Annotated in this window: 20 protein-coding genes; 13 read left to right on the top strand and 7 right to left on the bottom strand. The window is 70.8% G+C overall.

The genetic code is table 11. The features are described 5' to 3' along the window. Nucleotides 1-225 precede the first annotated feature (225 nt). The gene (locus tag HHX30_RS27010) at nucleotides 226-1,305 is read right to left on the bottom strand and encodes an ADP-ribosylglycohydrolase family protein (protein WP_311922877.1); all 1,080 of its coding nucleotides are present in this window, start codon (nucleotides 1,303-1,305) and stop codon (nucleotides 226-228) included. A gap of 154 nt (nucleotides 1,306-1,459) precedes the next feature. Between HHX30_RS27010 and HHX30_RS27005 the strand changes: the two genes are divergently transcribed. After that, nucleotides 1,460-2,368: a polysaccharide deacetylase family protein gene (locus tag HHX30_RS27005; protein ID WP_211592581.1), complete on the top strand. Its 909-nt coding sequence runs from the start codon at nucleotides 1,460-1,462 to the stop codon at nucleotides 2,366-2,368. An 8-nt stretch (nucleotides 2,369-2,376) separates the two neighbouring features. After that, the gene (locus HHX30_RS27000) at nucleotides 2,377-3,693 is read left to right on the top strand and encodes an MFS transporter (protein ID WP_211592580.1); all 1,317 of its coding nucleotides are present in this window, start codon (nucleotides 2,377-2,379) and stop codon (nucleotides 3,691-3,693) included. A 41-nt stretch (nucleotides 3,694-3,734) separates the two neighbouring features. Here the strand turns inward: HHX30_RS27000 and HHX30_RS26995 are convergent, their stop codons facing one another. Continuing rightward, on the bottom strand, nucleotides 3,735-4,574 hold the full coding sequence (locus HHX30_RS26995; protein ID WP_169984904.1) for an NAD(P)H-binding protein: 840 nt from the start codon (nucleotides 4,572-4,574) through the stop codon (nucleotides 3,735-3,737). A 21-nt stretch (nucleotides 4,575-4,595) separates the two neighbouring features. Further along, on the bottom strand, nucleotides 4,596-5,528 hold the full coding sequence (gene sigJ / locus HHX30_RS26990) for an RNA polymerase sigma factor SigJ (RefSeq protein ID WP_169984903.1): 933 nt from the start codon (nucleotides 5,526-5,528) through the stop codon (nucleotides 4,596-4,598). 249 nt (nucleotides 5,529-5,777) lie between these two features. Between sigJ and HHX30_RS26985 the strand changes: the two genes are divergently transcribed. Beyond that, nucleotides 5,778-6,344, top strand: coding sequence for a YceI family protein (locus HHX30_RS26985; protein WP_169984902.1), 567 nt, complete (start codon nucleotides 5,778-5,780; stop codon nucleotides 6,342-6,344). Here HHX30_RS26985 and HHX30_RS26980 read toward each other — a convergent pair. After that, on the bottom strand, nucleotides 6,324-9,734 hold the full coding sequence (locus HHX30_RS26980; protein ID WP_169984901.1) for a tetratricopeptide repeat protein: 3,411 nt from the start codon (nucleotides 9,732-9,734) through the stop codon (nucleotides 6,324-6,326). The genes HHX30_RS26985 and HHX30_RS26980 overlap by 21 nt on opposite strands. A gap of 235 nt (nucleotides 9,735-9,969) precedes the next feature. Here HHX30_RS26980 and HHX30_RS26975 point away from each other — a divergent pair, with 235 nt between their 5' ends. Further along, the gene (locus HHX30_RS26975) at nucleotides 9,970-12,000 is read left to right on the top strand and encodes a beta-galactosidase (protein ID WP_169984900.1); all 2,031 of its coding nucleotides are present in this window, start codon (nucleotides 9,970-9,972) and stop codon (nucleotides 11,998-12,000) included. On the opposite strand, the gene HHX30_RS26970 is transcribed toward HHX30_RS26975, so the two are convergent. Beyond that, nucleotides 11,938-13,035, bottom strand: coding sequence for a LacI family DNA-binding transcriptional regulator (locus tag HHX30_RS26970; protein WP_169984899.1), 1,098 nt, complete (start codon nucleotides 13,033-13,035; stop codon nucleotides 11,938-11,940). The genes HHX30_RS26975 and HHX30_RS26970 overlap by 63 nt on opposite strands. Before the next feature lie 340 nt (nucleotides 13,036-13,375). Here HHX30_RS26970 and HHX30_RS26965 point away from each other — a divergent pair, with 340 nt between their 5' ends. From HHX30_RS26965 to HHX30_RS26935, 7 genes are all read left to right on the top strand, one after another. Next, nucleotides 13,376-14,368 carry a sugar ABC transporter permease gene (locus HHX30_RS26965; RefSeq protein WP_169984898.1) on the top strand — a complete coding sequence of 331 codons (993 nt, stop codon included), beginning with the start codon at nucleotides 13,376-13,378 and terminating at the stop codon, nucleotides 14,366-14,368. Further along, the gene (locus tag HHX30_RS26960) at nucleotides 14,365-15,237 is read left to right on the top strand and encodes a carbohydrate ABC transporter permease (RefSeq protein WP_311922876.1); all 873 of its coding nucleotides are present in this window, start codon (nucleotides 14,365-14,367) and stop codon (nucleotides 15,235-15,237) included. Before HHX30_RS26965 ends, HHX30_RS26960 begins: the two co-directional genes overlap by 4 nt. Nucleotides 15,238-15,301: 64 nt before the next feature. Continuing rightward, nucleotides 15,302-16,960 carry an extracellular solute-binding protein gene (locus HHX30_RS26955; protein WP_169984896.1) on the top strand — a complete coding sequence of 553 codons (1,659 nt, stop codon included), beginning with the start codon at nucleotides 15,302-15,304 and terminating at the stop codon, nucleotides 16,958-16,960. Between the two features lie 91 nt (nucleotides 16,961-17,051). Continuing rightward, on the top strand, nucleotides 17,052-18,575 hold the full coding sequence (locus tag HHX30_RS26950) for a GH39 family glycosyl hydrolase (protein ID WP_211592579.1): 1,524 nt from the start codon (nucleotides 17,052-17,054) through the stop codon (nucleotides 18,573-18,575). Then, nucleotides 18,572-19,291, top strand: a complete 720-nt coding sequence (locus tag HHX30_RS26945) for a hypothetical protein (RefSeq protein ID WP_169984892.1) — start codon at nucleotides 18,572-18,574, stop codon at nucleotides 19,289-19,291. Before HHX30_RS26950 ends, HHX30_RS26945 begins: the two co-directional genes overlap by 4 nt. Further along, on the top strand, nucleotides 19,278-21,338 hold the full coding sequence (locus tag HHX30_RS26940; RefSeq protein ID WP_311922875.1) for an alpha-glucuronidase: 2,061 nt from the start codon (nucleotides 19,278-19,280) through the stop codon (nucleotides 21,336-21,338). The genes HHX30_RS26945 and HHX30_RS26940 overlap by 14 nt, the downstream gene beginning before the upstream one ends. Continuing rightward, nucleotides 21,335-22,597 (top strand): SGNH/GDSL hydrolase family protein, encoded by a 1,263-nt coding sequence (locus tag HHX30_RS26935; protein WP_169984889.1) that lies wholly within the window; start codon nucleotides 21,335-21,337, stop codon nucleotides 22,595-22,597. Before HHX30_RS26940 ends, HHX30_RS26935 begins: the two co-directional genes overlap by 4 nt. Nucleotides 22,598-22,637: 40 nt before the next feature. Here the strand turns inward: HHX30_RS26935 and HHX30_RS26930 are convergent, their stop codons facing one another. Next, complete coding sequence (locus tag HHX30_RS26930) at nucleotides 22,638-23,090, bottom strand: MarR family transcriptional regulator (RefSeq protein ID WP_310742038.1); 453 nt, start codon at nucleotides 23,088-23,090, stop codon at nucleotides 22,638-22,640. A 194-nt stretch (nucleotides 23,091-23,284) separates the two neighbouring features. On the opposite strand from HHX30_RS26930, the gene HHX30_RS26925 reads away from it, so the two are divergent. After that, nucleotides 23,285-24,664 (top strand): PHB depolymerase family esterase, encoded by a 1,380-nt coding sequence (locus HHX30_RS26925; RefSeq protein WP_169984887.1) that lies wholly within the window; start codon nucleotides 23,285-23,287, stop codon nucleotides 24,662-24,664. 90 nt (nucleotides 24,665-24,754) lie between these two features. On the opposite strand, the gene HHX30_RS26920 is transcribed toward HHX30_RS26925, so the two are convergent. After that, nucleotides 24,755-25,588 carry a PaaX family transcriptional regulator C-terminal domain-containing protein gene (locus HHX30_RS26920; RefSeq protein WP_310742039.1) on the bottom strand — a complete coding sequence of 278 codons (834 nt, stop codon included), beginning with the start codon at nucleotides 25,586-25,588 and terminating at the stop codon, nucleotides 24,755-24,757. 135 nt (nucleotides 25,589-25,723) lie between these two features. Between HHX30_RS26920 and HHX30_RS26915 the strand changes: the two genes are divergently transcribed. Next, nucleotides 25,724-26,182, top strand: coding sequence for a MaoC family dehydratase (locus tag HHX30_RS26915; RefSeq protein WP_169984885.1), 459 nt, complete (start codon nucleotides 25,724-25,726; stop codon nucleotides 26,180-26,182). Nucleotides 26,183-26,193 lie beyond the last annotated feature (11 nt).

Raw genomic sequence — 26,193 nt, 5'->3', positions numbered from 1 at the left:
CGGAATGCCGGACAACGGCCACGGACCAACCCCCAGGCAGCACGAAAGACTCGTGCGGTATGGGGGCATGTCCGCTCTCACGCGAGTAACGGAAGCCCGTCGGGCCGCATCACCAATACGTCCGGAAGATTACAACGATCCAGCGGAACGCACTCCCCGCGAAGGCGGGCGTCGTGCCGTGCGACGGCGGCGCGAGCCGGCCGCGGACGCGGCGCCGGGTACGGGTCAGCAGCCGGGGTACTTGCCGCGGGGGAGGCGGCCGCCGGTGAACTCGGCGGTGAAGTCGTCGGCGAGCTCGACGACGGTGTCCCTGCCCTCCAGCCGGGACAGCCAGCGCTGGGGGAGGGCCGACTCTCCGTGCACCGTGCCGAGCAGGTTGCCGCAGAGGGAGCCGGTCGAGTCGCTGTCGCCGGAGTGGTTGACCGCGAGCAGCAGCGCCCGCTCGATGTCGTCGCCGCTCATCAGCGCGCAGTAGACAGCGATCGCGAGCGCCTCCTCCGCCACCCATCCGCCGCCGAGCGTCTCCACCGTCTCGGGCGACGGCTCCGCCGTACCGGTCAGGGCGACCGCCGCCTCGATCGCGGCGGTGGTCTCCTCGTGCGCGGGCCGCTCGCCGAGCAGTGCGAGGGCGTCGTGGACGGCCTCCGCGAGCGGCGCGCCCTGGGCCAGGAGGCAGATCAGCGCGGCGAAGGCCCCGGCCGCCAGATACCCGGTGGGGTGCCCGTGCGTGATCTGCGCGCAGTCGGCCGCGAGCGTGAAGGCCTCCCGCGGGTCGCGGGTGGCCAGTCCGAAGGGGGCGGAACGCATGACGGTGCCGCAGCCCTTGGAGCCGGGATTGACCGGGCCGGGCATGCCGGGGGCGGCGAGCGGGCCGGGGCCCGCGCGTAGCCCGGACATGCAGGCGTTGCCGGGCGCACGGCGGGAGTACAGCCAGGCCTGCTCGCGCAGCCGCCCGGTGCGCACGAGGCCGTCCGCGGGCGGCGGCACGCGATGCTCCTGGGTGTCCAGCCAGCGCAGGTAGGCGTGGCGCATCACCTGCACCTCGCCGCCGCCGACGCCCCTCTCCCCGACGCGTACGTGGGCGCGGATCAGCCCTTCGACGGTGAACAACGTCATCTGGGTGTCGTCGGTGACCCGGCCGGTCGTGCCATCCCAGTCGGGCGCGAGGTCGGTCAGCCCCGCTTGACCGTGATCGCGGCGGATTGTGGTGATCGAGTCGAACTCGACGGGGGCGCCGAGGGCGTCACCGATCGCCCCACCCAGCAGACATCCGCGCACCCGTGCACCGAACGGAACATCTCTCACGATGTGCACCGTAGCGGGCCAGGGCACTCGAAAACCCCTCTTGTCGAAAGATCGCCGATCGGATAGGAACGGTGCTCACCTCGTACTCGGGCCGGAACGCGAGGTGAGCGTGAGCGGGAACCGGCACCGGCCTCACGGGGTCCGGAGAAGGGAAGTGGGACATCACGTGAACCTCGCGCAACGGCTCGGCGCCGGGCCGGAAGACCGGCTGCTGATCGTGAACGCCGACGACTACGGCATGTGCCGGGCGGCGAACACCGGCATCGCCTCCCTGCTCGCCGCCCGCGCCATCAGCTCGGCGACCCTCATGACGCCGTGCCCGTGGGCTCCCGACGCGGTCCGTACGGCTGTCGCGGGCGGCTACGACGTGGGCGTCCACCTGACGTTCACCAGCGAGTGGGAGGGATACCGGTGGGGGCCGGTGACCCGCGACCGCGCGGTGTCCTCGCTCGTGGACGACGCCGGCTACTTCCCGGCCGACTGCCGCACGGTGGAGGAGCGGGCCGACCCCGAGGAGGTACGCGCGGAAATCGACGCGCAGATCCGCAGGGCCGTCGCCCTCGGCCTCAACCCGTCGCACGCCGACAACCACATGGGCAGCCTGTACGGCCTGGCCACGGGCAGGGACTTCCTCGACGTGGTCTTCGCGGCGTGCGCCGAGCACGGCCTGCCGTTCAGGCTGCCCCGGACTCTCGACGGCATGGGCCTGCCGGAGGAGCTGGAGCCGTTCGCGCGGGGCAGGGCCGAGGCCGCCGACGCGGCGGGCGTGGTCATCCTCGACCGGCTGTGGACGCTGCCCTTCGAACTGGCCGAGGGGGAGACGTACGAAACGGTCCGGGACGACATGGCCGGTCTGATCCGGGCGTTGCGTCCGGGGGTCACCGAGATCTACATACACCCGTTCGAGGACACCGGAGAGCTCCGGCGAATCATGCCGCACCACGCGAAACGCGGCATGGAGTTGCGCCTGTTCACCGATCCGGAGGTCCGCCGCGCCATCGCGGAGGAGGGCGTCCGGCTCATCGGCTGGTCCGACTTGCGCACGCTGCAGAGAACCCGATGAAGGGCTCCATGAGGCGCGGTCAGGTGCTGGCCTACGGTGCGGGCAACCTGTCGGTCAACCTGCTCAGCCAGGCGTTCGCGACCTTCGCCACCTTCTACTACGTGGACCACCTGGGGGTCGACCCGTCGCTCATCGGCGTCGCCATGGTGATCCACGGTATCGTCAACGCGCTGCTCAACCCGCTCGTGGGGCACGTCTCCGACCGGACGCGCACGCGCTGGGGCAGGCGGGTGCCGTACATCGCGATCGGCATGGCGCCGCTGGCCGCGTCGTTCACCATGATCTGGATCCCGCTGGTGGACGGCGCGACCCCGAGGTTCTGGTATTTCCTGGTCGCGGTCCTCGTCTACGACGTGCTGTTCGTCGTCGTGGTCCTGAACTACGTGGCGCTGTTCCCCGAGATGTTCACCACCATCGCCGAGCGGGCCGCCGCCGCGTCGTGGCGGCAGATGTTCGCCATCGTCGGCATGATCGTCGGCGTCGCCGCCGCGCCCCTGCTGTACGGCGCGATCGGATGGGCCGCGATGGGCGTGTCCTTCGGCGTCGTCGCGCTGGCGTTCTTCGCGCTGTCGCTGCGCGGCTCGGCCGAGCGAACCCACGTGGAGGGCGAGAGGTTCGGGTTCCTCACCGCGCTCCGCCACACCCTGGCCAACCGTGCCTTCGTCACCTACGTCACGGGCAGCTTCCTGCTGCAGCTCACGTTCGCCCTGCTGCAGGCGGGCATCCCGTTCTTCACCAAGTACGCCCTGGGCGAGGCCGACTCCGCCAACACCGTCATCCTGGGCGCGGTGTTCGTCACCGCGATCCCGATGGTCTACGTGTGGAGCCGGGTCACCACCCGCCTCGGCCCGCGGCGGGCGATCCTCGCCGCGATCGTCGTGTACGGCGTGGCGCTCGTGCCGTTCCTGCTCGTCGGGACCCTCGCCCTCGCGGCGGTCACCGGGGCCGCGGTCGGGGTCGGGATCGCGGGCATGCTGGTCCTCCTGGAGATCCTGCTCGCCGAGGTGATCGACGACGACGAGCACAGGACGGGCGCCCGGCGCGAGGGGATGTACTTCGGCATGAACGGGTTCATCGTCCGCTGGGCGGTGTCCCTGCAGGCGGTGATCATCACCGTCGTGCTGTCCCGCTCGGGCTATCAGAATGGGGCCGCGGTCCAGCCCGGCTCCGTCGTGACGGGCGTCCGGCTGATGATGGGCCTGGTGCCCCTGGCGGTGCTGGCGGTGGCCTTCGGCTGCTTCCTGCTCTACCCGCTGCGCGACGGCGTGTCGCACCGTTCTCCGGCTTCAGCTCGGGATTCCGCCGCGAGGCGCCCGTCGTCGTGACCGGCCGCTGCCTGCGACCGCCGGGTAGTCAGCGGTCGCCGTCAGGCCGCTGCCGAGCCGAAAGCCGCCGCACGGTGGGCGACCCATTGGGCGTAGGTGAACGCCGGCCGTCCGGTGACCTGCTCGACCGCGGGCGAGATCTCCGCGGTCCTGCCGTCTCTCGCGGCCAGGATGTCGAGGAGCTCGTCGACCACCGGCGCGGGCGTGTCGTGACGCAGCAGCTGCTCCTTGACCTGTTCTCGCGGCACCTCCTCGAACCGCAACGGCCGCCCGATCGTCGCGGCGATGATGCGCACGCGCTCGATCTGCGTCAGCGACTGCGGTCCGGTGAGCACGTACGCCTCACCGGCACGCCGGTCGAGAAGGGCGCGGACGGCGACCGCGGCGATGTCGCGTGGATCGACCGGAGCCGTCGCGGCACCGCCGTACACCCCGCGCACGACCCCGCCGCCCGCGATCTGCGGTGCCCAGGCCAGGTCGTTGGTCATGAACGCGTCGGGCCGTACGAAGGTCCACGGCAGCCCCGACGCGGCGACGGCATGTTCGACCCGCAGGTGCTGTTCGCCGATCAACCCGGGCGTGGGGAACGTGACGGCCGACGACGACAGCAGCACGACATGCCGCAGGCCGGTCCGCCGCGCCGTGTCGAGGAATCCGCCGACACCGGTGAAGACGGGGAACAGGAACGCCCGCTCGACGCCGGACAGCGCCGCCGGCAGGGTTTCCGGCCGGGTCAAGTCGCCGGCCATGACTTCGACGCCGTCCGGAAAGGAACGACCGCCGGGGTCACGGGTCATGACGCGTACCTTCTGGCCCGCGTCGAGCAGTTGACGGACGACGTTGGCGCCGACGTTTCCGGCGCCACCGGTGACCAGGATCATGGTGGACTTCCTTCTCTTCTCTCAGCCCGCCCAGGACCGGAGTTTGTCAGGATTGCGCACGGCCCAGAGGTGCTTGACGCGGTCGCCTGCGACGTCGAACGCCATCACCACCACGATGGCGCCGTCCTGCTCGACCATCAGGCCGGGCTGCCCGTTGACCGTGCGCTCCAGGAACACGAGGCCGGGCGCCAGCTCGGCAATCGTGACCAGGTAGCGCGCGATGTGCTCGCCGCCTTCCATCGGGCGGAGCACGGCGCTGACCAGGCCGCCGCCGTCGGCGATCCCTCTGGCGTCGGGCGCGAGCAGGCCGACGAGGGCGTCGATGTCCCTGGCTTCCCATGCCTCCTTGAACTTCCTGACGGTGTCCGCCTGACGAGCGGCCGGAGTCGCGGCGGCCCGCGACGCGCGCATCCGCCGGCGGGCCGAGGAGGCCAGCTGGCGGCAGGCCGCGGGCGTGCGGCCGACGATCTCGGCCACTTCGGCGAAGGAGTAGCGGAAGACGTCGTGCAGGATGAACGCGACCCGCTCGGCCGGGGTCATCGACTCCAGCACCACCATGAAGGCCATGGAGATCGACTCGTCCAACGTGACACGGTCGGCCGGGTCGGTCGTGAACCCGTCCGGCCATCCACTGATCCACTCCCCGCGATCGGGCACCGGCTCGGGAATCCATTCCCCCACATAGTGCTCCCGCCGAACCCGCGCCGAGCCGAGCAGGTCCAGGCAGATGCGACCGGCGACCCTTGTCAGCCAGGCGGCGGGAGACTCGATGGCCTCCTGCTGCTGCCGCGACAACGTGTACCAGCGGGTGTATGTCTCCTGGACGACGTCCTCGGCCTCGGTCAGCGAGCCGAGGAGCCGGTAGGCGAGATTGATCAGCTGACGCCGCTCGCTCACGATCACGCGCAGGTCCGGGTCGAGCCGGCAGTCTCCCTGCGTGGCTGGGGTGGTCATGGTGCCCCCGATTCCTTTCTTGGCGCGCCTGCTCTCACCAGACCGACGAGACAGCCCGGCGAAATGTGAGGTCGGCTCTCGCCTCACATTTCCCGGTGCCGCGTCGTCGTACTGCTGACGACAAGAGCATCCAACTGGCCGGAGCCGGCGTCCCCGCCTGCGGCACAGCGCCGGCGTCCCGCGCCGGTCGCGACCGGCGCGGGACAGCGAAGGACCCACCGCAATCTTTCCCCTCAGGAGTGACCGAGCATGTCGACAACGACCGAATTCAGCGAGCTGACCGGTGATTACGTCCTCGATACCGCCCGTACGCGGATCGGGTTCGTCGCCCGGCACACGATGGCCAGCCGTGTGAGGGGGCGGTTCGGTGAGTTCGAGGGCGGCGCGCACCTGGACGGCGAGGATCCGTCGAAGTCCGCCGTACGGCTCGTCATCCACGCCGACAGCGTTCAGACCGGCAACCCGCGGCGTGACGCGCACCTGCGCGGGAGGTTCCTGCACGTGGACGACCACCCGGACATCACCTTCACCTCAACCGCGGTGGAGCAGACCGGTGGCGCCGGATTCGAGGTCACCGGCGACCTCACCATCCGCGGGGTGATCAGGCCGGTGACCGTGCACTTCGAGCTGACCGGCGTCGAGAACGACCCGCGGGGAGCCTTCCGAATCGGCTTCACGGGCCGCCTCACGCTCGACCGCACCCACTGGGGCGTCGACTGGAACGCCGCGACCACGATCCTGGTCAGCCCGAAGGTGCTGCTGGAGCTCGACGCCACCGTGATCCGGCGTATCGCCTCACCATTGTCTGGCAGTTGACCCGTCCGCCTCCAGCCCGAACCGCAGCAGGTCTGTCCACCGGCCCCCCTGTCCCTCCTGCATCCGCCGCGTGGCCAGCTCGTACAGTGCGGTCGTGCCGCCGGCGTCGGCGGCGGCGCGGGCCAGGCGTTCTGCGCCTTCGTGGTCGCCGGCCTGCTCCCGCATCTGCACCAGGTTGCGCATCGCGGTGGTGTCGCCGGCGTCGGCGGCGGCGCGGGCGAGGCGTTCTGCGCCTTGGTGGTCGCCGGCCTGGTACCGCCTCCGCACCAGCGCTTGCAGCGAAAAGGTGTGGCCGGCGTTGGCGGCGGTCCGGGCGACGCGTTCGGCACCCTCGTGGTCGCCGGCCTGCTGCCGCAGCTCCGCCACCTTGGACATCGCGTCGGTGTCGCCCGCGTCGGCGGCGGCCTGGTACAGGCGTTCGGCGCTCTCGTGGTCGCCGGCCTCGTGCCGCATCCACGCCAGGGCGGACAGCGCGCCGATGTGGCCGGCGTCGGCGGCGGCCCAGGTGAGGCGCTCGGCGCCTTCCCGGTCGCCGGCCTTCTCCCGTATCCGTGGCAGGCCGTAAAACGCGTCGATTTGGCCGGCGTCGGCGGCGGCCCGGAACATGCGTTCTGCGCCTTCGTAGTCGCCGGCCTGCTCCCGCATCACGGCCAGGTTCTGCAGCGCGGTGGTGTGGCCGGCGTCGGCGGCGGCGCGGGCGAGGCGTTCTGCGCCTTCGTGGTCGCCGGTTCGCTGCCGTATCTCGGCCAGGTCCTGCAGCAGAGCGGCGGCGTCGTCGGCGCCCACGTCGGCGGCGGCCCGGGCGAGGCGTTCGGCGCCTTCGTGGTCGCCGGCACTCCGCCGTATACGCGCCAGAATCGTGAGCGCGGTGGTGTCGCCGGCCTCGGCGGCGGCCCGGGCATGGCGTTCCGCGCCTTCGTGATCGCCGGCCAGCTCGCGCAGCCGCGCCAGCTTCCGCACCGCGAGGGTGTCGCCGGCGCCGGCGAGCGCTTGAACTATGCGTTCGGCGCCCTTGTGGTCGCCGGCCTGCTCGCGCAGCCGCGCCCACTCGTGCAGCCTGCTGGTGTCGCCGGCGTCGGCGGCGGCCTGGTACATGCGTTCTGCGCCTTCGTGGTCGCCGGCCTGCCGCCGGAGATGCGCAAGAACCAGAAGCGCGGAGGTGTCGCCGGTGTCGGCGGCGCCCCGGGCGAGGCGTTCCGCCCCTTCGTGGTCGCCGGCCAGCTCGCGCAGCCTGGTCAGATACCCCAGTGGAAAGGGGTGGCCGGCGTCGGCGGCCACCTGGGCGAGGCGTTCGGCGCCTTCGTGGTCGCCAGCATGCTGCCGCTGCTCCGCCAGGTGCTGCAGCGCGGTGGTGTGGTCGGCGTCGACGGCGGCGCGGGCGAGGCGTTCGGCGCTTTCCTGGTCGCCGGCCAGCTCGCGCACACGGGACGCATCGGTCAGTGCGATTCTAAAGCCGGCGTCGGCGGCGGCCTGGTAAAGGCGCCCGGCGCGTTCGTGGTCGCCGGCCTGATCGCGCGTCTGTGCCAGGTTGTAGAGCGCGAGGGTGTCGCCGGCTTCGGCGGCGGCGCGGGCGAGGCGTTCGGCGCCTTCGTGGTCGTCGGTCTGCTTCCGCATCTCGGTCAGGCCGTACAGCGCGGAAGTACGGCCGGCGCCGTCCAAGGCCCGGGCGAGGCGTTCTGCGCCGTCGTGGTCGCCGGCCTCCTCCCACGTCCGCGCCAGGTCCCACAGCGCGAGGGTGTCGCCGGCGTTGGCGGCGGCCCGGGCGAGGCGTTCGGCGCCTTCGTGGTCACCGGCCTGCTCCCGGATCCGCGTCAGCTCCCGCAGCGCAAAGGTGTCACCCGCGTCGGCGACTGCTCGGTACAACGCGAAGGCGTGACGATTGCGCCCGCGAGCGCGGGCCGCCTTGGCGAAAGCGCGGTGGTCGCTCACCGAGGCGGCGTGGCGGGTGGCGGCGTTCCAGAAGGTGGCGGGGGGACAGCGGAAGCGGCGGGTGCGGCTGACGTGCTGTTCGAGATAGTCGGCGAGGCGATAGGCCGGCTCGCCTTGATCTTGTGCGGCGGGGGCGTGACCGGTGCCGGGACGAGGTCTGATCAGGGCCAGCGGCGGGCGGGCTCCCCGGCAGGAGTGGTGATCGGTCAGGTAGGCGAAGGCGCGTTCGAGCCAGTCGTCGTCGAGCAGGTGCCATTGCTCGTCGCCGAGATAGCCGGGGGCGGCCTCTGCGAGCAGGAGGCGGGGCAGGGCCGGGCCGTGACCGAGCCGCCGGGCGTCGATCGCGGCGTCCAGGACGGCGCGGGCGGCGGGTTCGGCGTTGTCGTAGAGCTCCAGCAGAGCCGGACCACCGGCCAGGTACTGGGTCAACCGGCCCTCCGGGGCCCGGCGCAGGGCCTCGGCCAGACGGGGATCGCCGGTGTTCGCCGCCTGCCGGCCCGCGGTATCGAGGTCGGTGCCGGCAAAGGACTCGGGAAGGCGGATGCCGGCGTTTTTGACCAGCTCGCGGGCCTGTGCGTACGGATCGGGCTGACCGGCGTGCGGGACCGCGGTGAGAGCCTTCCAGTAGGCGGGCCACAGGGTGCCCAGCACCAGCACCGGCCCTCGCTCCTGAGCACGCAGCAACTCCCGGAGCCCGCCGGCGACCCGCTCCCCGACGGCTGGATCGGCGGTGAGCAGGTAGTGCTGGGTCTCGTTCAGCCACACCACGGTGTACGGGCCGATCGACCTCAGCTCGGCCAGGACCGCCGCCGGACGGCTCGGCTCGATCGGGTGCCAAAGCCGCCACGGTTCGGGCAGGGTCCGGACCGCTTCCCACAGGGCGCGGGTCTTGCCCGTCGACGAGTCGCCGACCAGCACGACCAGCCGGGACGCTCCCGCTCGCACGTCGCGGATCACCTGGGCGAGGGTTTCGTCATGCGATCGAGGGATGTAGGCGGGTAACTCCTCCAGCTCCCGAGCGGTGGCGTCGACGCGAATCGCCGGATGGACCTCCAGGTCCAGCGGCCGGAACTGTCCGATCGGCCTACCCGGTGCCGCTGCGGCCGGGGGTGGCGCGGGAGCGGCGGCCATCGGGAGAGGGCAGGCCGGCGGCCGGCCGTTCTGCGCCTCGTCATAGGCCCGACTCCACGCCGTCATGTCGCCCAGCACCGCGTCGGGATCCCCGCGCCTGTCCTCCGTCACCTTCTTGCGGTAGGCCTCCAGCAGGCGCTCGACCTGTTCGCTCCAGCTCGGTAGCCGCTTACGCGTGCCGTGGACGAGCGACTCGACCGTGGTCTTCGGGATGCCGGAGTGGCGGGACAGCCACTGCACCGAGGGGTTCCAGGCCGCCGCCCGCGCCCGCACCAGGTAGCCGAGGAAGAGCCGCACACCGTCGCCGTGGTCGTCGGGCGGTTTCGCCATGTCGTGGCTCCTTCGCTGTCCTCCACCGACAGGTCCCCGGTACCGCCGGCTACGGCGGCGATTTCAGGCTAAAACCGCATCCGCCGCACTGCACGTCGGGCGAGGCCACCGGATAACCCCGGATAATCCGGGGTCGATTGACTCATCTCTGTACGTCCGGTTAGCTCTGGTGGCGGCTCGCGACAGCGCACGGAACGGACGGGGACGCGACGACCTCTCGGCCGGGGAGTGACGGATGACAGACGCGCGCATGCGTGCCCTCATCGACCGCCTCGGCGGCCTGGCGTACGGCGGCGACTACAACCCCGAGCAGTGGGATCCGGCCGTGTGGCGGGAGGACGTCCGGCTCATGCGCGAGGCGGGGGTGAACCTCGTGTCGCTCGGCGTCTTCGCGTGGGCGTCGCTCGAACCGGAGCCGGGAAAGTACGAGTTCGGCTGGCTCGACGAGGTCATGGACCTGCTCCACGGGAACGGGATCGCCGTCAACCTCGCCACCCCCACCGCCGCGCCGCCGGCCTGGCTGTCCCAGCGGTATCCCGAGGTCCTGCCGGTCATGGCCGACGGCGAGCGGTTCGGCTTCGGCAACCGCCTGCACTACGACCCCTCGTCGCCGGTCTACCGCGAGCACGCGGCGGCCATCACCACCCGGCTGGCCGAGCGCTACTCCTTCCACCCGGCGCTGGCGATGTGGCATATCAGCAACGAGTACGGCCCCACGGCGTACAACGAGGCCGCCTCGGCCGGCTTCCGGCGCTGGCTCCGGCGCAGGTACGGCGACCTGGCGACCCTCAACGAGGCGTGGACCACCCGCTTCTGGGGGCAGGTCTACACCGACTGGGACCAGGTCGAGGCGCCGGGCGTGCCGCGCACCTGGATGAACCCCAGCCGAATCCTGGACTTCAAGCGCTTCACCTCCGACACCCTGCTGGAGTGCTTCGTCGCCGAGCGGGACATCGTCCGGTCCTTCCGCGACGACATCCCGGTCGTCACCAACTTCATGCGCTTCTACCGCCACGCCGACTACTGGCGCTGGGCCCCGGAGGAGGACGCGGCGGCCCTGGACATCTACCCCGACCCCGCCGACCCGGACGCGCACGTCTCGGCGGCCTTCCAGTTCGACCTGTTCCGGTCGCTCAAGGGCGGGCAGCCGTGGCTGCTGATGGAGCAGGCCGCGAGCGCGGTCAGCCAGTGGCGGCTCAACGTGGTCAAGGAGCCCGGCCGGATGCGGCTCGGCTCGCTCCAGGCGGTCTCCCGTGGGGCGGACTCCGTCATGTTCTTCCAGTGGCGGGCCGGCCGGGGCGGGCACGAACGCTTCCACTCGGCGATGCTGCCGCACTCCGGCCCGGACTCGCGCACCTTCCGCGAGGTCGCCGAGCTCGGCCGTGAGGTCGGACGGCTGTCACCCGTGGCGGGAACCACCACGCGCGCCGAGGTCGCCGTCCTGTTCGACTGGGACGGCTGGTGGGGGCTGGAGGAGCTGTGGGGCCTGCCCCGCAACGACTTCAGCTACGTGGACACGGTCATGCGGCACTACCGGCCGCTGTGGGAGCACCACTACGCGGTCGACGTGGTGTCGCCGCACAGCGATCTGTCGCGCTACAAGGTGCTGGTCGTGCCCAACGCGTACCTGATGGACGACCGGGGCGTCGGCGCCGTCACCGAGTTCGCCCGGCGCGGCGGGACGGTCGTCATGTCCTTCTTCTCGGGCGTCGTGGACGCGTGCAACCGCGTCCGGCCGGACGGCTACCCGGGCGCGTTCCGCCGCCTCATCGGCGCGAAGATCGACGAGTACTGGCCGGCGCGTCCCGGCGAGCGGTTCGCCGTCGAGTTCTCCGACGGGAGCACGGCGACGGCGGACTGGTGGCGCGAGGACCTCCATCTCGAGACCGGGACCGCGCTGGCGACCTACGCCGACGGACTGCTCAGGGGACGCGCCGCGGTCGTCGCGAACGCCTACGGGGCGGGCCGGGTCGTCTACTTCGCCACCCTCCTGGAGGCCGGCGCCTTCGAGCGGGTGCTGATCGGCGAGCTGAGGGCGGCGGGCGTGGCCGACCGCTTCCACGGGCTGCCCGCCCACCTGGAGTGCACGGTCCGCGAGGACGAGCGGCACGAGTACCTCTTCCTCCTCAACCACGACCCCGGGACTCCCGTCACCGTCCCCCTGGAAAGCGTGGGTACGGACATCCTCACCGGCCGGCCGACGTCAGGGGAGATCACCGTTCCGCCCCTCGGGGCGGCGGTCGTGCGGCGGGTGCGGCAGGCGTGACCGTGGTCCGGCCCCCGGCGGGGCCGTGCTCTCGCGTACGACGAGCTCGTTGGCGAGGTCGATCCTGCTCGTGGCCGGCTCCACACCGCGGGCCAGGTCGAGCAGCATGTGGGCCGCGACCGTCGCCATGTCGCACAGCGGCTGGCCCACCGTGGTGAGGGCCGGCTCGACCCAGCCGGCGACGGGCACGTTGTCATAGCCGACCACCGACAGCTCCCCGGGGATGTCGAGACCGAGCCGGCGCGCCGCGCGCAGGACGCCGAGCGCCTGCAGGTCCGAACCGGCGAAGATCGCGGTCGGCCGGTCGGGGCGCGACAGCAGGTCCATGGCGTGCTCGTATCCGGCGTCGACGTAGAAGTTGCCGTACCTGACGAGGCCGGGGTCGACGGCGAGCCCCGCCTCGTCGTGGGCGACCCGGAAACCGGCGACCCGTGCCCTGCTGCACATGACGTCCTTGGGGCCGGAGACGACCGCGATGCGGCGGTGGCCCAGCTCCAGGAGATGGCGGGTGGCGAGCAGGCCGCCGTCCCAGTTGTTCGAGCCGACCACGGGCACGGACTCGGCGATCTCGCCGTCGGTGTCGACGACGACGAACGGGACCTGCGCCCGCCGCAGCTTCTGCTGCTGCGACTGCGACGGGCCGGACATGACGAACAGCACGCCGAGGGGCCGATGGTCGAGCACGCCGTCCAGCCACTCCTCCGGTGGCCGGTGCGCTCCTTTCAGCTGGGACAGGACGACCTCGATCCGCGCGGCGGAGGCGACGGTGTCGACCCCTCGGATGATCTCCATCGACCACATGGAGTTCAGCTCGTGGAAGACGAGGTCGATCTGCCCCTTGAGCGGCCTGCGGCGGAGGCGGCGGCGGTACTGGTGGCGGGCGAGGCCGGCCTCGACGCGTTCGCGCGTCTCCGGCGACACGTCGGGGCGGCCGTTGAGGACCTTGGAGACCGTGGTCACCGAGACGCCGAGCTCCGCGGCGATGGACGCGATGGTCGTGGGGCGAGGGCCGCGGGCTGGAGAAGGGCTGGTCATCGCTCCGCTCACTGTTTCCGAAATTTTCGCGAAACTCTAGCACCGAACGTGTCCAATATAAGCCGAGACCAGGCCAGAAGTAATGCAGTGAAATAGGCCGTGACGACGGCTGACTCCCCTCTTGACGGGGCTCTGGCCTCAGCCTATATTTCCGCAATATTACTGAGGATCACCGAAAATTTCTGTCGTGTCACCTGCGCGTACGGCGTCGCTCGGCGTGGGTGAGACGGCGGTGCCGCAGCCCTCGCGGCCCCGGGCGCGGGGCCAGCCACGAGCGGTGGTCGCGGCCGTCGGCGTGATCTGTCGGCGTGATCTGTCGGAGGGCACCGGAGGCACAGGCATGAGCACCACCAGAACGATCGACGTGTCACCGGGCGCCGGGGATCCCGGCCGCGCGAGACCCGGTCCCTCCCGTGCGCGACGGCCGCCGGGACGCAGCTGGCGTCAGGCGCTGCGCCGCGACTGGCAGCTCTACTCGCTCGCGGTCCTTCCGCTGCTGTTCTTCCTGATCTTCCGGTACCTGCCGATGATCGGCAACGTCATCGCCTTCCGTAAGTTCCAGCCCGGCGGCAGCGTGCTGGGCGAGGAATGGGTCGGCCTGCGTTACGTGAAGATGTTCCTGAACGACCCGTCGTTCTGGCAGGTGTTCACCAACACCGTGGTCATCGGCGTGCTGACCCTGCTGTTCTGCTTCCCGACGCCGATCGTGCTGGCCCTGCTGATCAACGAGCTGCGCGGCCGGCGGGTCAAGCGGTTCGTCCAGTCGGTGTCCTACCTGCCGCACTTCCTGTCGATGGTGGTCGTGGCCGGGCTCGTCATGGAGATGCTGTCGGTGGACGGGCCGGTCAACCAGCTCCTGCGCGCGATGGGCAACGACCCCGTGGCGTTCCTGCAGGAGGCGGGGTGGTTCCGCACCATCTACGTCTCCTCGGAGATGTGGCAGACCGTCGGCTGGGGGACGATCATCTACCTCGCCGCGCTCACCACCATCGACGAGCAGCTGTACGAGGCGGCCCGGATCGACGGCGCGAGCCGGTGGCGGCAGGTCTGGCACGTGACGCTCCCCGGCATCCGGCCGACCGCGGTCACCCTGCTGATCCTCAACATCGGCACGTTCATGGCCGTCGGCTTCGAGAAGATCCTGCTGCTCTACAACCCGCTGACGTATCCCACCGCCGACGTGATCTCCACGTACCTCTACCGGATGGGCATCGTCTCCAACAGCTTCAGCTACGCCGCGGCGATCGGCCTGTTCGAGGCCGTGATCGGGCTGGCCCTGGTCATGTCGGCGAACCTGATCTCCCGGCGCACGGTGGGGACGAGCCTGTGGTGACCGTCGACAGGACCCGGGGCCACCGGGTGTTCCGGGTCGTCAACGCGATCATTCTGACCGGCGTCGTGGTCGTGACCCTGTACCCCTTCGTCAACATCGTCGCCCGGTCGCTCAGCGACGAGTTCGCCATCCGCGCCGGCAAGGTCAACCTCGTCCCGGTCGGGTTCACCTTCCGTACGTACGAGTTCGTGGCCTCCGACCCGACGTTCTGGATCAACTACCGCAACACCCTGGTCTACACGGTCGTCGCCACGGCCATCGCGATGGTCATGACCACGTGCTACGCGTATGTCCTGTCGAAGAAGCACCTGAAGGGCCGGACGTTCCTGATCGGGATCGCGGTCTTCACGATGTTCTTCTCCGGCGGGCTCATCCCCAACTACATCCTCATCTCCAGCCTCGGGCTGAAGGACAGCATCTGGGCCATCGTGCTGCCGAACGCGGTCAGCGTCTTCAACCTCCTGGTGATGAAGGCGTTCTTCGAGGGCCTGCCGGTCGAGCTGGAGGAGGCCGCCGCGATCGACGGCATGAGCACCTACGGCATCCTGCTCCGGATCGTGCTGCCGCTGTCGAAGGCGGTCCTCGCGACGATCGTGCTGTTCTACGCCGTGTCGTTCTGGAACTCGTGGTTCGCGGCCTTCCTCTACATGAGCCAGAACGACCTGTTCCCCGTGACCGTCTACCTGCGCAACCTCATCGCCGGCGCCACCACGGGCACGTCCGTCGGCGCCGACGCCACCGACATGACGGTGGCCACCAACATCAAGTCCGTGACGATGGTGCTCACGGTCATCCCGATCCTGGTGGTCTACCCCTTCGTCCAGCGGTACTTCGTCAAGGGCGTCATGCTCGGCGCGGTGAAGGGATAACACGCCGGACCTCTCATTCCGCATCCACTCAGCCCGTTTTCCCAAGGGAGAGGACCCCTCTTTCATGTATGAGATCAACCGGCGTCAGGCGATGGTCGCCGTGGGAGCCTTCCTCGCACTCGCCGCCTGCAGCACCGACGGCGATTCCGGCCCCAAGAAGAGCGGTGACGACTTCGCGGCGAACCGCGAAGGCGCGATGGCCGACTACGCGGCCGGCAAGCCGTTCAAGGCAGCTGCTCCGCTCTCGTTCAGCATCCTCTACAACAACCACCCGTTCTATCCGATCAAGAACGACTGGCCGTTCTGGTCCGAGCTGACAAAGCGGACCAACGTGACGCTGCAGCCGAACGTGGTGCCGCTGAGCGACTACGAGAACAAGCGCAGCCTGCTGATCGGTGCCGGCGACGCCCCGATGATCATCCCGAAGACCTACCCCGGCCAGGAGACCCCCTTCGTCGCCTCGGGCAGCGTCCTGCCGGTCAGCGACTACCTCGACCTGATGCCGAACTTCAAGGAGAAGGTCGCCAAGTGGAACCTGCAGGCCGACCTTGACACGCTCCGGCAGGCCGACGGCCGCTTCTACCTGCTCCCCGGCCTCCACGAGGATTACTGGACGGACTACACGCTGGTGGTGCGCAGCGACATCCTCGACAAGCTCGGGCTGGAGATCCCGCAGACCTGGGACGACGTGCACACCATGCTGAAGGCGATGAAGGAGGAGTATCCCGACTCCTATCCCTACTCGGACCGATGGGGCATCCCCACGCCGGGCGGCGCCATGCTGAACCAGGTCTTCGGCCTGGGCAGCGGCGCCCGCGGCGGCTGGGGCTTCACGACCGGCATCACGTGGGATCCCAACGCGCAGAAGTTCGCCTACACCGGGGCGATGGAGCAGTACAAGCAGATGCTGCAGTTCCTCCACACGCTGGTGGAGGAGAAGCTGCTCGACCCGGAGAGCTTCACTCAGCAGGACGATCAGGCGATCCAGAAGCTGGCGTCCGGCAAGTCCTTCGTGATCAGCGGCAACGCCCAGACGCTCGTGAACGAGTATCGCCCGCCGCTGAAGAAGGCCAACCCGAAGGCGAAGCTCATCAAGATCCCGGTGCCCATCGGGCCGCAGGGGCCGGTCAAGGCCGACGCCAACGACAGCCGGTTGGAGAACGGCATCATGATCTCGAAGAAGGCCCGGGACAGCAAGAACTTCGTCGCGATGATGCAGTTCATCGACTGGCTCTGGTACTCCGACGAGGGCCAGGTGTTCGCCAAGTGGGGCGTCGAGGGGACCACCTACACCAAGGACGGCTCCGGCAAGTTCCAGCTCGCGAAGGACGTCGACTTCGTCGGCCTCAACCCCGGCGCACCGAAGCACCTGCAGAAGGACTTCGGCTTCTCCAACGGCGTGTTCGCCTACGGCGGCAGCACCGAGCTGCTCCAGTCGACCTTCTCCGAGGAGGAGATCGAATGGCAGAAGACGATGAACGCCAGGAAGGCGCTGCCGCCGAAGCCGCCGAGCCCGCTCAACGACGAGGAGCGCGAGCAGGCCGCGCTGTGGCAGACCCCGCTAAAGGACCACGCCACCCAGAACACGCTCGAGTTCATCCTCGGCAAGCGGAGCTTCGACGAGTGGGACGCCTACGTCAAGGAGCTCGAGGCGAAGAACATGACGTCCTACGTCAACCTCGTCAACGGCGCGTACGAGCGCTACAAGAAGGAGCACGGCTGACCGGCCCGTGCCGGTCGTGCCTGTCCCACGGCCGGCACGCGCTGTCCGGAACGGCGAGCGAAGGACGATGATGCCCCACCCTGTCCCCGATGTGCCGGACGAGATCCCGAGCCGGCTGACCGACGCCTGGCGGTTCTGCGTCGGCACCGGCCGGTTCGACCTGGCCCTGCGCCGGGACTACCAGGAGTCGCTGGCGCTGGTCCAGCGGGAGATCGGCTTTCGGCACATCCGGGGGCACGGGCTGCTGAGCGACGGGGTGGGCGTCCACCGGCCGTACGAGCACCGGGGGACCCGGCACGTGCGGCACGTGTTCACTTATGTGGACCAGGTGATCGACGCCTACCTCGACCTCGGGATCGCGCCGTTCCTGGAGCTGGGCTTCATGCCCTCCGGGCTCGCGTCCGGCGACCAGACCGTTTTCTGGTGGAAGGGCAACGTCACCCCGCCCCGGTCGTGGCAGGAGTGGGCCGCGCTGGTGCGGGCCACCGTGACGCACCTGGTCGACCGGTACGGGCTCGACCGGGTGTGCACCTGGCCGATCGAGGTGTGGAACGAGCCCAACCTCAAGGAGTTCTGGCTCGACGCGGACCAGGACGCCTACCACCGCCTGTACGAGGTGACCGCGAACACCGTCAAGGACGTGGACGCCTCGCTCCAGGTGGGCGGGCCGGCCATCTCTCCCGGCTCCGACGAGTGGCTGGTGCGCTTCGCCGACTTCGTCGCCGAACGGTCCCTGCCGATCGACTTCGTCAGCCGGCACGCCTACACCTCCGGCCCGGCCCAGCACGTGCCGTTCGGCGTGCACCAGACGCTGGCCCCGCCGTCGCGGCTGCTGGAGCAGTTTGCCACCCCCCGGCGTCAGCTCCACGGGGGTCCGCTGGCGGACCTGCCCGTGCACATCACCGAGTTCAACTCCTCCTACCGCCCCGACAACCCGATCCACGACACGGCCTTCCACGCGGCGTACCTCGCTCCGGTGCTGGCCGCCGGGGGAGACCTGGCCGACTCCTTCTCCTACTGGACCTTCTGCGACGTGTTCGAGGAGGTGGGCGTCCCGGTCTCGCTGTTCCACGGCGGGTTCGGCCTGCTGACCCACCGTCAGATCAAGAAACCGGCCTATCACCTGTACGCGTTCATGGCGCGGATGGGCGAGGAGGTCCTGGCCCGCGGCGAGGACCACCTGGTCACGAGGGACGGCGACGGCCGGGTCACCGTGCTGGCCTGGGCGCCGGTGGACGTCACCGGCGGCCCGCCGGTCGACGGGCACACCGTGCGACTGTCGGTGCCGGTCGCCTCCCCGTCCGGCGCCGCCTTCCTGCTGCGCTCGTCGGTGAGCGAGGAGAAGGGCAACGCCTGGCGGGCGTGGTGCGAGATGGGCCGCCCGGCGTCTCCCACCCTCAGACAGCTCGACCTGCTGCGGGAGATCGCGGAGCCGGTCCGCGGTCACCGCAGCCTGCCGATCGAGGACGGGCACGTCCGCCTGGACATCACCCTCGACCGCCACGAGGTCACCCTGCTGGAGATCACGCCCGTGGTGGACGAGACCCCGCCCTGGGAGGACGGGCGGGACGAGCGCCGCCTGCTCGGCCTGGACGACCAGGAAGGCCCCCGATGACCGAGACGACGATCCGGCGGTTCGGCCAGGGACCGCTCTCGCGCGTCTCCGCGCTGGTCTACACCCTGCTGGTGGTCGAGCTCCTGCTGCTGGTCACCACCCTGCCCGGCCTGATCGGGCTCGTCCTGCTCGGCCGTGACGCCGCCAACATCCCGCTGGCCGCCGCCTGCGCGCTCCCGGCTGGCCCGGCGCTGTCCGCCGCGCTGTACGCGGTGCACCGCACAAAGCCGGACCTGACCGACCTCCACCCGGCGTCCGCGTTCCGGCGGGGCTACCGGATGAACGTCCGCGGGGTGCTGAAGCTCTACCTCCCGTGGCTGGCGTGGCTGACCGTCCTCGGGTCGACGCTCGCCAACTTCGGCGCGGCCGGCGTTCCGGGCTGGTGGGCGACCCTGCTGGTCGTCGTCGCGCTCGCGACGGCCCTCTGGGGCGCGAACGCCCTCGTGATCACATCGCTGTTCGCGTTCCGGGCGAGGGACGTCGCCCGACTGGCCGCCTACTTCCTGTTCTCCGCGCCCCGCGTCGCGCTCGGCAACGCCTGCCTCCTCGTCGTCGCGGGCGGCGTCACGCTGGTCGCCACCGAGGCCGCGCTGACGCTGCTGGGCTCGGTGTTCGCGTCGGCGCTGCTGCTGAACAGCCGGCCGCTGATCGCCGGGGTCACGGAGAAGTTCACCGTACAGGGCGACTCCCCGGAGAGTTCTCGTGACGATTCCTGATCCGGCCGGTCCTGATCTGGCCGGTCCCGATCTGGCCGGTGTCCACGCCGCGTGGCTGCCGCCCGAGGCGTTCCGGGCGATCGGCTCGCGCCACACGCTCGTGCTCGGCGAGGGGCACCTCGTCGGCACGGTCCACGACGAGGTCGCGCGGGCTTGCGCGCGGTACGGCGGACGCGTGCGCCGCGCCGAAGCCGGGCCGTACGACCTCGTGCTCGCGCTCACGGCGGGGGAGCCGCTGCCGGAGGCGGCGGCCGAGGTCCGGCCCGCTGAGGCGGTCGGCGACGAGGGGTACGTGATCGCACGCCGGGACGGTGTCACCGTGGTGCTCGCCGACGGGCCCGCCGGGCTGCTCTACGGCCTGTTCCACGTCGTGCGGCTCGGCGAGCGGGCGTTCGCCGGCGAGCGGCGCGCCAAGCACCACCGGCCGGCGACGCGGCGGCGCATGCTCGACCACTGGGACAACGTCGACGTGCACCCCGTGATGGGCCAGGTCGAGCGCGGCTACGCGGGCGGGTCGATCTTCTGGCGCGACGGCGCCCCGCGCGGCGACCTGGCCCGGGTGCGCGCCTACGCGCGGTTGCTGGCCGCGTGCGGGGTTAACGCGATCTCCGTGAACAACGTCAACGTGCACGCCACCGAGGCCCGCCTGCTGACGGACCGGCTCGGCGACGTCGCGGCGATCGCGGACGTGCTCCGGCCGTACGGGATCAGGGTCCACCTGTCGGTGAGCTTCGCCTCGCCCGTCGCGGTCGGCGGGCTGCCGACCGCCGATCCGCTGGACGAGGACGTGCGCAAGTGGTGGACGGGGGTCACCGGGCGGGTCTACGAGACGATTCCCGACTTCGGCGGATACGTGGTGAAGGCCGACTCGGAGGGGCAGCCCGGCCCGTTCGCGTACGGGCGCGACCACGCCGACGGCGCGAACCTGCTGGCCGAGGCGCTGGCGCCGTACGACGGGGTCGTGCACTGGCGGGCCTTCGTCTACAACCACCGGCAGGACTGGCGCGACCGGTCCACCGACCGGGCCCGCGCGGCGTACGACCACTTCGCCCCGCTCGACGGGCGGTTCCGCGACAACGTGATCCTGCAGGTGAAGCACGGCCCGATCGACTTCCAGGCGCGCGAGCCGGTGTCGCCGGTGATCGCGGCCATGCCCGCCACCCGCCTGGCCGTGGAACTCCAGGTGACGCAGGAGTACACCGGTCAGCAGCGGCACATCTGCTACCTCGCCCCGATGTGGCGCGAGGTGCTCGGCTTCCGCCCCTGGGGCCCCGGCGGGGCCGCCGTGGCGGACGTCATCGGCGGCGGCGACCTGGTGGGGGTCTCCAACGTGGGGGACGACCCCTACTGGACCGGCCACCCGCTCGCCCAGGCCAACCTGTACGCCTTCGGACGGCTCGCCTGGGAGCCGCGGCTGGACCCTGCGGCGATCCTCGACGAGTGGATCGACCTCACCTTCGCGCCCGTGGCGAACGGGGACGTCGAGCGATCGTGGCACACGCTGCACGCGGTCATGGACGACTCCTGGCGCACCTACGAGCGGTACACCGCGCCGCTCGGCGTCGGGTTCATGGTCCGCCCGGGCCACCACTACGGGCCCGACGTGGACGGATACGAGTACACCCCGTGGGGCACCTACCACTTCGCCGACCGGGACGGCGTCGGCGTGGACCGCACCCGCGCCACCGGGACCGGCTTCACCGGCCAGTACCCGCCGCCGTGGTCGGAGGTGTACGAGTCGCTCGCCGGCTGCCCCGACGAACTGCTGCTGTTCTTCCACCACGTCCCGTACGGGCACGTGCTGCGGAGCGGTTCGACCGTGATCCAGCACATCTACGACACGCACTTCGCGGGAGCCGAGCAGGTGATCGAGGCCAGGCGGCGGTGGGAGGAGGCCGCGGGGCTGTTCGACCCGTCCCTGTACGCCCGGGTGAAAGATCTCCTCGACGAGCAGGTCCGCTGCGCGCAGGAGTGGCGCGACCAGGTCAACGCCTACTTCTTCCGCAAGTCGGGCGTCCCCGACGCGCACGGGCGGTGCATCCCATGACGCGGCCACCATGGATGCCCGAGGCGCCGGTGGTTCCGAGAGCCGACGGGCACTGGGTCCCCACGTGGACGGCGATGCCGCAGGCCGCCGAGCCGGACAACATGCCGCCCGCGCCGTTCACGCGGGACGACGTGGTCCTGGCCGACGCCACTGTGCGGCAGACCATCCGGGTGTCGGCAGGCGGGCAGCAGATCCGGCTGCGCGTGTCGAACGCCTTCGGCGGGGCGGCGCTGCCCGTCACGAAGGTCGGCGTCGCGCTGCCGGCGGGCGGGCGGGCCGGGGTGAGCGCGATCAGGCCGGGCACCGCGCGGCCGGTAACCTTCCACGGCCGGTCGTCGGTGACGATTCCGGCCGGCGCGCAGGCGGTCTCCGATCCGCTGTATGCCGGGGTCGCGCCCCGGTCCAACCTCACCGTGAGCGTCTACCTGGCCGACGGGCAGCGCCCGGCGGGCACCACCGCGCATCCGGGCTCGCGGACCACCTCGTACCTCCTGGCGGGCGACCACGCCGACGCCGTGGACCTGCCCGGTGCGACCCCCGTCGACCACTGGTATCTCCTGAGCGCCCTGGAGGTGTGGGCCGGGCCGTCGGCCGCGGCGGTGGCGGTGGTGGGCGACTCGCTCAGCGACGGCCGGGGCTCGACCACCAACGGCAACGACCGCTGGCCCGACCGGCTGGCCGATCGCCTGCAGTCGCTGCCCGGCACGTGTGGTGTGGCCGTGGTCAACCAGGCGGCCGGCGGCAACCGGGTGCTGGACGACGGCCTGGGGCCCAACGCGCTGGCCCGGCTGGACCGCGACGTGCTCGCGCACAGCGGGGTGGCGTGGCTGATCCTGTTCGAGGGAGTGAACGACATCGGCACGGCCGAGGCGACCGAGGCCGCGCAGAAGCGGGTGGCCGACGAGCTGGTCTTCGCCTACGACCAGATCGTCACGCGGGCGCACGCCCGGGGCATCCGGGTGTACGGCGCGACGCTGACGTCGTTCGGCGGCAACACGCCCTACGACGACGCGCGGGGCTGCCGTGAGGCGGCCCGGCAGGCGGTCAACCAGTGGATCCGCACCAGCGGCCGGTTCGACGCCGTCGTCGACTTCGACCGCGCGGCCCGCGATCCGGCCGACCCCCGCCGGTTGCGCGCGGCCTACGACGTGGGCGACCATCTGCACCTGAACCCGGCGGGATACCAGGCGCTCGCCGACGCCGTGCCCGTCGGGCTGTTCCTGCACGAGCCGCTGCCCCCGGGCTTCGGGTTCGGCTGAGCCCGGCGAAGAGGGGATCGAGGCCCTTCCCCGCGGGTGTTCAGTCGCCGGGCCGCAGGGCCCGGGCGCAGACGGTGAGGCCCTCTCTGAGGGTCTCGCGCGTCGCGTCGTCGACCTTCTCGAGCATGACCGCCTCGATGTCGTCGAGGGATGTGTCGCAGCGCCGGAGCACGGACGTCCCCTCGGCGGTGAGGCGGGCGCACAGCATCCGGCCGCCGTCCGGGTGCGGGTCGCGGCGGATCAGGCCGCGCCGTTCCAGGTCGCGGATGACGAGGTTCATCGCCTGCGGCGTGACGAACGCGATGCGGGCCAGCTCCGCCGACGACAGGCCGTCGCGCGTGCGGAGTTCGCTGAGCGCCATGTACTCCGTCGTGGTGACTCCGTGCCGGGCGAGCGCGTCGTCCAGACGGGCGCGGACGCGGCGCTCCAGGCGGAACACCAGATAGCTCAGGCGGGGCGCGGGTGCGGCGCGACGGGTGCGGCGGGCGGTCACCGGACGACCATACCGTGCGATCGCCCGGATGTAAGTTTCGCGCTTTGCTATCAAGTCACTTGATAGCAAGTACCTTGATAAGCAGTGAAAATAAAAATTTGATCTCCGGGCCCTTCGCGCGGCTTCTTGACCGCCGGTCGCGCCTGCTCATATACCGGCTGGCGTCGGTATTTAGAAACAACGAGGAGGAGCGGATGAGGCGATTGCTCGCGGCGCTCGCCGGCGCCTGCGCGGCGGTTGTGTGCGCCGCCGCGGCCCTGGTGTCCGTGCTGGTACCCGCGCACCCCGCCGCCGCGGCCACGCTGACCGAGGTGACGAACTTCGGCGCCAACCCCGGCAACCTGCGCATGCACCTGTACGTCCCGAACGGTGTCCAGCAGAACCCGGCGATCGTGCTGGCCATGCACACGTGCGGCGGCTCGGGGCCGGGTTTCTACTCGTCCACCGAGTTCGCGTCGCTCGCCGACCGGTACGGCTTCATCGTCATCTACCCGTCGGCGTCGAAGAAGATGAACTGCTTCGACAACTGGTCCGAGGCGTCCAAGGTGCGCGGCGGCCAGACCGACCCGGTGTCGCTCATGTCGATGGTGACCTACGTCGAGCAGCAGTACCACGGCGACCCGAACCGGGTGTTCGCGACCGGCGCCTCCTCGGGCGCCATGATGACCAACGCCATGCTCGCCCTGTATCCCGAGGTGTTCAAGGCGGGTGCGGCCTTCATGGGCGTGCCGTTCACGTGCTTCCCCAACGAGGCGGCCTACAACCCGGCGGGCAACTCCTCCCCGTGCGTGGGCAAGACCGCGCAGCAGTGGGGCGACGCGGTCCGCAACGCGAACCCCGCCTACCGGGGGCCGTGGCCCCGGATGCAGCTGTGGCACGGCACCAACGACACCGTCGTCGCCTACGCCGAGCTGGAGGAGGAGGTCAAGCAGTGGACGAACGTGCACGGCCTGAGCCAGACGCCGACCTCCACGGACACGCCGCAGTCCGGGTGGAACCGCCGCCGCTACGCGGACGGCTCCGGGACGGTGAAGGTCGAGGCCTACACCATCCAGGGCGCGGGGCACAGCCTCCCGGCGGGCGGCATGGCCGCCGTCGCCGTCCAGTTCTTCGGCCTCACCGGTAGCAACCCTAGCCCGAGCCCCAGCCCGAGCCCGAGCGCCAGCCCGAGCCCGAGTCCGAGCGCCAGCCCGTCCGTGAGCCCTTCGGCATCGCCGAGCGCCTCGCCGTCCGCGAGCCCGTCGGCTCCGCAGCAGGGCGCGTGCCGGATCACCTACAGGGCCAATTCCTGGAACGAGGGCTTCACCGCGGACGTCACGATCACCAACACCGGCGCCGCTCCCGTCAACGGCTGGACCGTCACCTGGACGTGGCCGGGCAACCAGCGGATCGTCAACGCGTGGAACGCCACCGCGACCCAGTCCGGCGCCCAGGTCACCGCGCGCAACGTCTCCTACAACCCCGCCATCCCCGCCGGAGGCAGCACGAACTTCGGCTTCCAGGGGACCTACAGCGGCGCCAACACCACACCGTCCGGATTCGCCCTCAACGGCACGCCCTGCTCCGTCTCCTGACCGGGCCGGCACCGCGCCCGGCCGCGCCGGCATGAGACTCGCCGAGCCGCGCCGTTCGGGGGCCGGCGCGGCCGGGGCGCCGCCGGAGGATCAGACGGCCAGCGTGTCCAGGACGGCGGCGGCCAGCTCGCCGGCGGGCGGCTCGTACCGCTGCGCGAGGGCCTGGAAGGTCTGCTCGGCCTGGATCGCCGGCCAGTCCCGGGGCAGCAGCTCGGCCGGCAGGTGCGGATCCTGCCGGACGAGCTGCAGCCAGTCGGTGTGCAGCAGCAGCTGCCGCGCGAGGTCGTCCGGCGCGCCGGGAAGCGGCCGGGGGACGTCCCACTGGGCGAGGAACGCCCGGTAGCGCGCGGCGATCTGCTCGACGTCGAACCCCTTGCCGACCAGGTCGGCCGCCTCGGTCGGCGCGAACGCCTTCGCCGTCAGCACGGTCACGTGATCGCCCAGATCCAGAGAGGCGAGGACACCGGTGACGTCCCTGGCGCCCGGCGCGATCCACAGCCCGCTCTGCAGCAGGCCGAATCCGTTCCAGATGAGCTGGGAGCGCAGGTCGTGCCGGGTGCTGCGGCGGCTGTCGGGAATGGAGAACCCGACGACCGTCCAGGTGCCGTCCCAGTCGCGGTTCACCGCGCCGGTCTCCCACACCCTCCTGCGCCCGTCCTCCAGGACCTCCACGGCATGCGGTGTCAGCCCGAAGTACACCTTCCGTCCTTGCCGGTGCCGTGTCAGCAGGTTCCGCTTCGCCATCCGCGCGAGCGTCGACCGTACGGCCTCCTCGGAGACGCCGAGACGGGCGAAGACGTCGATGACGCTCCCGGAGTAGACGGCGACGCCGCGATGCAGCACGTAGATCCCGAGGAAGCTGAACATCAGGGACTGCGGGCGCGGGGATGGCGCCGTCTGGTCGTCTTCACCGCCGAGGGTCACAGCAGAAAAGGGTAGACCGTTCCCGACGTCATGCAAATCATTGACGGCCGTCAGAAAGCTGCCATACGTTCGAGGTGTCACGCTCGCCTGCTCGGGCTCGGCGCGCAGGAGAACACGGGAAGGGGCGACCGACGCATGACCACGACGGTGAACGGGCTCGACGAGATCAGGGCGCTGGCCGGTAAGGACCTTGGGCACAGCGGCTGGCTGGAGATCGCCCAGGGGCGGGTGAACACTTTCGCCGATGCCACCGGCGACCATCAGTGGATCCACGTCGATCCGGTCAGGGCCGAGGGTGGCCCGTTCGGCGGCACGATCGCCCACGGGTACCTGACCCTGGCCCTGGTCATCCCGATGTTCAATGAGCTGCTGGAGATCGGGGGGGTGACGATGAGCATCAACTACGGGCTGGAGAAGGTCCGCTTCCCCAGCCCGGTCAGGGTCGGCGCCAGGATCCGGCTCGGCGCCGTCGTCGTCTCCGTCGAGGACGTCCCCGGCGACGGCGTCCAGATGCTGCTCGACTTCACCGTCGAGATCGACGGCGCGACGAAGCCCGCCTGCGTCGCCCGCGCGATCTACCGGCACTACGCCTGACCCCTGACTTC

Source organism: Microbispora sp. H10836, assembly GCF_012999525.1.
Lineage (GTDB): Bacteria > Actinomycetota > Actinomycetes > Streptosporangiales > Streptosporangiaceae > Microbispora.
This window is presented reverse-complemented; position numbering and strand designations above follow the sequence as displayed.

What these genes read in the sequence shown, in the direction of transcription:
- HHX30_RS26970 (WP_169984899.1), bottom strand. Translation starts at nt 13,035, where the DNA reads ATGACCAGCCCTTCTCCAGCCCGCGGCCCTCGCCCCACGACCATCGCG.
- HHX30_RS26965 (WP_169984898.1), top strand. Translation starts at nt 13,376, where the DNA reads ATGAGCACCACCAGAACGATCGACGTGTCACCGGGCGCCGGGGATCCC.
- HHX30_RS26980 (WP_169984901.1), bottom strand. Translation starts at nt 9,734, where the DNA reads ATGGCGAAACCGCCCGACGACCACGGCGACGGTGTGCGGCTCTTCCTC.
- HHX30_RS26915 (WP_169984885.1), top strand. Translation starts at nt 25,724, where the DNA reads ATGACCACGACGGTGAACGGGCTCGACGAGATCAGGGCGCTGGCCGGT.
- sigJ (WP_169984903.1), bottom strand. Translation starts at nt 5,528, where the DNA reads ATGACCACCCCAGCCACGCAGGGAGACTGCCGGCTCGACCCGGACCTG.
- HHX30_RS26955 (WP_169984896.1), top strand. Translation starts at nt 15,302, where the DNA reads ATGTATGAGATCAACCGGCGTCAGGCGATGGTCGCCGTGGGAGCCTTC.
- HHX30_RS26925 (WP_169984887.1), top strand. Translation starts at nt 23,285, where the DNA reads ATGAGGCGATTGCTCGCGGCGCTCGCCGGCGCCTGCGCGGCGGTTGTG.
- HHX30_RS26985 (WP_169984902.1), top strand. Translation starts at nt 5,778, where the DNA reads ATGTCGACAACGACCGAATTCAGCGAGCTGACCGGTGATTACGTCCTC.
- HHX30_RS26935 (WP_169984889.1), top strand. Translation starts at nt 21,335, where the DNA reads ATGACGCGGCCACCATGGATGCCCGAGGCGCCGGTGGTTCCGAGAGCC.
- HHX30_RS26945 (WP_169984892.1), top strand. Translation starts at nt 18,572, where the DNA reads ATGACCGAGACGACGATCCGGCGGTTCGGCCAGGGACCGCTCTCGCGC.
- HHX30_RS27000 (WP_211592580.1), top strand. Translation starts at nt 2,377, where the DNA reads ATGAGGCGCGGTCAGGTGCTGGCCTACGGTGCGGGCAACCTGTCGGTC.
- HHX30_RS26975 (WP_169984900.1), top strand. Translation starts at nt 9,970, where the DNA reads ATGACAGACGCGCGCATGCGTGCCCTCATCGACCGCCTCGGCGGCCTG.
- HHX30_RS26995 (WP_169984904.1), bottom strand. Translation starts at nt 4,574, where the DNA reads ATGATCCTGGTCACCGGTGGCGCCGGAAACGTCGGCGCCAACGTCGTC.